Origin of the sequence: Algimonas porphyrae, from assembly GCF_041429795.1 — a bacterium.
GTDB classification, from domain to species: Bacteria; Pseudomonadota; Alphaproteobacteria; order Caulobacterales; family Maricaulaceae; genus Litorimonas; species Litorimonas porphyrae.
The window spans coordinates 860,824-867,500 of record NZ_CP163424.1 but is presented as its reverse complement, the minus strand read 5'-3'; the positions used below and the strand labels follow the sequence as shown (position 1 = coordinate 867,500).

Sequence of the window (6,677 nt, the reverse complement as noted above, 5' to 3'; positions counted from 1 at the left end):
AGCGTCTGACCGTCACATTTATCACTGACGTTGCAGGTCCGAAGACCTACAGCGTTTGTGCGTTTCAAAGAAATCACGAGTACCTAATCGTATCTACCTTGCGGTAAACCGACCAAGCGATCGTAACTTCATGAAAAGAAACGTCTTGTGACGTTCGACAAGTGTTGCAGTCCGTTACCGGATCTGCGCGCCGCCAAACGCCGCCTGCGTCTCTCTTCCCAATATTCACGATGTCAAACAGCTCGGGTCGAAACCACTGGTTTCCACCCAAAACAAAAGGTCTCTCGAAGGAGACCCCCTCGCATGGCTTTCGCCGTGAAGACTATCTCGTCTTCAGCGAGGCGCGCTACTTAGAAAATCGAATTTCCTAATGCAACACCTTTTTTGCATCAATCTGCAGATTGTTTGGCTCGCGCCGCACGCTCTGAAGATGTCAGCGAAAAACAGTCCGTTACTTCGCGGGGAAGCGTCTATGACAGTTTTTCAAGGATCCAGTCAACACGTTTCCGCATGAAAGAGTTCAGCGCGCCAGAAGCGGCATTCGTCATTCGGAGACTGGGGGCGGCCGCCCGTCACGACCCGTGTGGGCCAGTGCCTTGCGACGAGCGCTAAGTAGGGCCTGCCGCTGGGAACGCAAGCCTTGTGTGCAGATATCTGCATCTTCGCCCTGACCCCGCCTGTGGACAGCTTTGTGCTTAAGTCGTGCAAACGCCGCTGCCATGGGCATTATCGGCCAATCAGGACGATCAGGTTGCAGTGTAATCGAAACTGTTTTCGACCGCTTTGCCGGCAATCAGATCGCTCATTAACCGCCCGGATGCTGCACATAATGTCCATCCCATATGCGCGTGACCCGCATTCACCCACAAACCGTCGGCGACTCGCCCGATAATTGGCGCGCCTGTTTGCGACACGGGCCGCAGTCCCGACCAGATTTGGAGCGGCGCTCCCAATGTCTGCATCGACACAGGCAGAATATCCGCCCACCTTGCCAGCAAAGGGGCCGCCGACGCCTCCCCCAGCGTCCCGGACAGTCTGATCCGGTTGCGAAACGGTGTGAAGGCGGAGCGTGTTTGGACATCCATGACCGGAATACGCGGCAGATCGATCTTATCCGGTCTGGCGAAGTCCGCCGCCCACCCCCGAATCGGCACGACCGGCAGGGTCAGACCCAGTTGAGCGAGCAAGGCCGGCGACTGCGCGCCGCAGGCGATAATGACATGATCAGCCTTGAACCTGTGTGTTCCCAGGCGAACCCCGACCCGGCTGCCGCCATGGCGATGCAGCCTGACCTCTGTCGCATCCGTAATCAGCAGGCCGCCGCGTTCCTGCACCGATTCGGCGAGCGCACGACCATAGGCGCGGGCATCGCCGGATCGGTCATCGGGAAAATAGAGCCCCGGACGCGAGAAGGTCGAGACGGGATCCGTCACCGGATTGGCCTGGATTTGCCGCGCCGCGTAATCGGCTTGCGCCTGTCGTGCCGCCATGTCCGTATCAAATAGCTGATAACAGCCGCGGGGCCGCGCGCGCATCGCCTTCAGACCCAGCGAGTCCATGCGTCGCTCCAGAAGATCCCGGGACTTCAGGGCGAAGTCGCGAATCGACTGTCCGGCATCCGGTGCCGGAAAGGCCTGCGCCCAGCCGCCCGACTGCGAGGGGTGGATCATGCCGGAATTGGCAAAGCTGGCTCCCTGAACCGGGCCACTACGCGCTTCGAGCAGCGTGACCTCCATCCCTGCGCTCAGCAGCGAGTCCGCGCAGGACAGGCCGATAAGACCCGCGCCGATAATCACAATATGAGGGGATAGTGCGGTCATGTCGGATAAACGCATCTAACAGCCCGGCCTGTCACGCCAAGCACATGCGTCATACGATCCGCGTTACAGCGCCTGATCGTCCAGAAACTGGTCGATCCGTTCCAGAAATTCATTGCGCATCGCGTCGCGTTCCAGAAACAGTTCATGCTTGGCCCCCGGAACGACATGAAAATCACAACCGCTGCGCAGGGCGAACGTTTCGATCGCCACAGGATCGACAATCTGATCCCCACCCGCAGCAACCATCAGGCCCGGTACACCGAGCTGCCCGGCATTACGGTTGACGAAGGCCATGCCGTTCAGTGCCGCCGCGATCCAGCCGAATGTCGGCTCGCCGACCCTCAGGCGCGGCGTGTCCTGGAAGAAAGCAGCCCAGCGACGGTAGCGGTCCCGGTCCGATGTCAGCTTGTTATCGGCAAAAGAGAGCGGCATGCCGCCGCGCTGTTTCTGAAAGGGCAGATTGCGCTTCGCCAGCCCCATGGCGGAGAGCGCCCGGATCGAGCCGCGCAGCAGACCGCTATCAACATCGATGAGATCGAGCATCGGGGCCGAGCAGATCACGGCCGACGGATTAAGCGCGCCGGTCAGCACAGCCTGCAACATGATCGTGCCGCCCATGGAATGCCCCATGGCGATGAAGGGCTTGGGACAGTGCGGGGCGAGCGTGTCGGCCACCCAGCCAATATCGTCGGCATAATCCTGGAAGGATGCGACATAGGATCTAATACGATCTTCCAGCAGACGATCTGACAGACCCTGCCCGCGCGGATCAACCATCACGACCCAGAAACCGCGTGCCGTCAGATCGGCTATCGACTCCAGATATTTTTCGATGAATTCCGTGCGGCCCGGCGAGAAAATGATGGTGCCGCGCGGCTCGCCATCCGTATCGTGAGTCGCTATCATGACGCGCAGACGCTGAGCCGCCCCATGGCTGCCTGCGGGACGGTCGAGAAAATAGAGGGATAGCCGTGTATCCAGCCCGCGGGGGACCGTATGTCCGCCCGGCTGGATCAGGTCCGCCGATTCGAAATCGAGCATAAACAGTCATCGCGCGGCGACGCGTCGCCGCGCGACAGAGCGCTTACATGTTGGAGAAGATGTTCTGCAGGCCCATGGCGACACTCATGTCGCCCGCAACCTTCAGCTTGCCGGACATGAAGGCCATCATCGGATCGAGATTACCTTCAGCCAGCGCGATGAAATCATCCTTGTCGACACTGATCGTGCAATCGGCTTCCTTGTCGGAATCGACTTCCGCATCCGTTCCGTGCGCATAGATCGACCCGTCGCCGCCGAAATCGAACTTAACCGATTTGTCGAGGCCACCGGCCTTTTCGAGCGCCTCTGTCATGCGTGTGGCGATTGCTTCATTGTCCATGGGAAACTCCAGTCATTCGTGTGTTCGGGCTATATGGGGACCGGCCACGGACCCGCCAAGCCCTAATTTCGTGCAGGGCCCCATTCATCACGGATGAGGCCTGTTTCGGCCGATCTATTCCGGTTTGCGGAATTTAAGGGTTGCGCGGTCCGATTCGCCGATATTCTTGTAAAGCTCGGAATCGAACCCGTTGGCATCCGCCGAGCCGGGCTCCGGCAGGCGCGAGCGGGGCGGCAGGGTCCAGACTCCCATCGGGTGATCCGCCGTATCGAGTGGATTGGCGTTCACATCCGAGCTTTCGACAAATTCGAACCCGGCATCGGCAGCCAGAGCCTTCATGTAGCTCTCCTGCACATAGCCAGACGCGCCGCGCGGATCCTGCACCCGCGTTTCCGGCAGGCGGTGTTCGACTACGCCGAGCGTGCCGCCCGGCTTCAGGGCGCGGTAGAATTCAGAGAACGCCTCCTCCGCATAGCCGCGACCCATCCAGTTATGCACGTTGCGGAACGTGAGGATCGTATCGACGCTATTGTCTGCCAGACTCAATGCCGTGGGCACGGGCTCATCATTCACGGCGCCGCCGATAAAGCTGCCATATTCGATCGTGCCGAACGTATCGGTATCGGCGTAGCGGTCCTTGAACGCCTGAACACGATTATCCAGCCCCTCGGTCAGCCCTTCCGGGAACAGGACGGCGACATAGGTGCCCTCATTATCCGCCAGATAGGGGGCAATTATGGGTGTGTACCAGCCCGGCCAGATTTCAGCCACGGTCTGTCCTGGCCCGACATCGAAGAATGCGAGCGTCTCAGCCGGATTGCGGAACCGGTCCCGCGCCGCGTCGTCGGCCCGGCGTGGATGCGCGATCGTGTCCGCCAGGGTCAGGCGCGCTTCGACAGCGGGCGCTTCGGCTGCTGGCATTTCGGCGACAGACGCCCCCGTCGCCGGATCGGCAGGCGCGTCACCACTACAGGCAGCGAGAACCATAGCAGAGAGTAAAAGCAGACGTTTCATGCGGCATATCCTTCCAGCGAAAAACTACGACAGTCGCTTAGAGGCTGGATTATAAAATACAAGAGAGGGCCGACTGCAGGAGGACGCAATCGCCCCCTTGAAGGCAAGGCATATATTCCCATCTCTTGATCTGCACGGCGCCATGATGGGCCGTGCATTCATCATCAATTGCATTGCTTATCAAAGAGGATGTCAAAATGAGAACGACGAACCGGGTCTATGACCTTTCTCCCCTTTACCGCTCCTTTGTGGGTCTTGACCGCATGGCGGGCCTGATCGACGCGGCCAGCGCACAGGCCGGCAACACGGCCAGCTATCCGCCCTATAATGTGGCGCGCCTGTCGGACGATGCCTACCGCATCGAACTCGCCGTTGCTGGTTTCTCCGATGAGGATCTGAGCATCGAATCCGAGCAGAACCGCCTGACCATTACGGGCCGCATTGCGGACCAGGGCGACAATGACGATCTTGATTATCTGCATCGCGGCATTGCCGAACGTGGCTTCGAACGCCGCTTTCAGCTGGCCGATCATGTCTTCGTCGAAGATGCTCAGCTCGAGAACGGCCTGCTGGTCATCTCGCTCAAGCGCGAGCTGCCGGAAGCCCTGAAACCGCGCAAGATCGAAATTGGCGGCGCGCAACGTGGCGGAAAATTAATCGACTCGAAAACTGGCAGCAAGAAGAAAGCTGCCTAAATAGGAGTTGAGCGAACCGGCCCCCTTCCCTCCCCTTGAAGTGAGCCGACCGCCAACAAAGCGGCGCCGTGCGTTTTCCCCCTCCCAGTCGCACGGCGTCGCACCGTACCTTTCTTCGATAGCCCTTTTCTTGAATGGCCCTGTTCTTGGATGACTCCGCGCTGCAAGAATTTGCATAATTCCTGATTGCTTTTTGCGTTCATTCTGTCTCTCTTGACCACAAAAGTCAGTCTGGAGGGCCCAATGATATCGAACTGGATGCTGGTATCCGCTCTTTTTCTGCTCGCAGCTTGCTCCCAACAGCCCGTCAGTGAGACAGGTCCTCAAGAGGCGTTCGATTTCGGGGGCGTCTATAATGATACGGTCGCCGGGACGATCGACCGAACCGTTACCCCGGCACGACCCGACGGACCGCCCAATATTGTTCTGATTATCGCGGACGACCTTGGCTGGCCCTATCTCGGCTTTCTCGGTGACGAGAATGTTATCACCCCAAATATGGATATGCTCGGCAATGGCGGCATGGTGTTCGAGCTCGGCCACGCATCATCCAATTATTGCCGCCCGACATTGCAGTCCCTGATTACGGGGCTTTATCCCGATCAGTATGAAACCCGTTCTGAAGCCATTGCGGATGCGGAAATGGCGGCGACGTCCTTACCTGATGACGCCGATACGCCAGCCGAGCAACGGCTGCTGCGACAGCAATATGTGACGTCGGCGATCGAACAGATGCCGACTTTGCCGCGTCTTCTATCCGAGGCCGGATATGCCTCTCATCAAAGCGGGAAGTGGTGGGAACAATCCTACGCGCATGGTGGGTTCACGCACGGTATGACGGGATCATGGACCTGGCGGGATGGCGCGGAATTAGGTGATCGCTGGTTTTTCACTTTTATGGGAGGCTCCGGCAATGAGATTGGCCGCACAACCATGGCCCCGGTCACGGACTTCATCGACACACATGCCGATGAACCCTTCTTCCTCTGGTACGGACCTGCACTCCCACACACACCGCTCAATCCACCTCAGCGCTTCTATAAATTTTACGAAGACCGGGCTGACCTCTCAGAGAGTGCAAAGCTATACTATGCGAATATTACCTGGTTCGATTGGAGCGTGGGCCAACTGCTCGACAGTCTGGCTGAGAACAGGGTACTCGATAATACGCTGATTGTTTACTTCAATGATAATGGCTGGGAGCAGCCACCCGACGCCGAATATGTTGGAAATGACATTTACCTCGCCAATGGCGGACCACGCGGAAAAACGTCCTTTTTCGAGACCGCGTTCCGGACGCCAGTCATTTTCTACTGGGCGGACGAAATCGCCGCACAGCGGGACACCACAACGCTTGTCAACGCAATCGACGTGATGCCGACACTGATGGATTATGCAGGGCTACCAGATAATCCGGATCTGCCGGGTTACTCGCTCCGGCCCCTGATTGAAGGGGGCACATTGCCAGACGCCCGTGACCACATGATCGGCAAAATGACTCGCCACCGCGCGGGCACTGACTTCCGCGGCATTCCAAATCCTGATGTCACCGATTTCATGGGCAGTGAATTGTCCGGCTATTATCGTCGTGACCAGCGCTGGCACTTTGTCTGGCTTCCGGAAACGGACGAAACGGCTTTGTATGACATGATCGAAGACCCAGGCCAGACAGTCGATGCCTCATCGGCCAATCCTGACCTTGTCGCACAATTCAAGGCCGACATTCAGACCTGGCAAACATTTTATGAAGCCCCCTCTCCTTAGTTG

The 6,677-nt window shown here is 58.4% G+C and carries 6 protein-coding genes; 2 read left to right on the top strand and 4 right to left on the bottom strand.

What is annotated here, in order from left to right; translation table 11 throughout:
* Positions 1 to 746: 746 nt before the first annotated feature.
* The 4 genes from AB6B39_RS04325 to AB6B39_RS04310 form a co-directional block, all read right to left on the bottom strand.
* On the bottom strand, positions 747 to 1,835 hold the full coding sequence (locus tag AB6B39_RS04325) for an NAD(P)/FAD-dependent oxidoreductase (RefSeq protein WP_284373247.1): 1,089 nt from the start codon (positions 1,833 to 1,835) through the stop codon (positions 747 to 749).
* A 48-nt stretch (positions 1,836 to 1,883) separates the two neighbouring features.
* A complete protein-coding gene (locus tag AB6B39_RS04320) occupies positions 1,884 to 2,861 on the bottom strand; it encodes an alpha/beta fold hydrolase (RefSeq protein WP_284373250.1) in 978 nt (325 codons plus the stop codon).
* A 43-nt stretch (positions 2,862 to 2,904) separates the two neighbouring features.
* Positions 2,905 to 3,201 (bottom strand): SCP2 sterol-binding domain-containing protein, encoded by a 297-nt coding sequence (locus AB6B39_RS04315; RefSeq protein WP_284373252.1) that lies wholly within the window; start codon positions 3,199 to 3,201, stop codon positions 2,905 to 2,907.
* Positions 3,202 to 3,315: 114 nt separating this feature from the next.
* A complete protein-coding gene (locus AB6B39_RS04310) occupies positions 3,316 to 4,215 on the bottom strand; it encodes a class I SAM-dependent methyltransferase (RefSeq protein ID WP_284373253.1) in 900 nt (299 codons plus the stop codon).
* 197 nt (positions 4,216 to 4,412) lie between these two features.
* Here AB6B39_RS04310 and AB6B39_RS04305 point away from each other — a divergent pair, with 197 nt between their 5' ends.
* Both AB6B39_RS04305 and AB6B39_RS04300 read left to right on the top strand, forming a co-directional pair.
* Entirely contained in the window at positions 4,413 to 4,910 is a 498-nt protein-coding gene (locus AB6B39_RS04305) for an Hsp20 family protein (protein WP_284373254.1), read from the top strand.
* Positions 4,911 to 5,153: 243 nt separating this feature from the next.
* Positions 5,154 to 6,674, top strand: coding sequence for a sulfatase (locus AB6B39_RS04300; RefSeq protein WP_284373255.1), 1,521 nt, complete (start codon positions 5,154 to 5,156; stop codon positions 6,672 to 6,674).
* Positions 6,675 to 6,677: the final 3 nt, after the last annotated feature.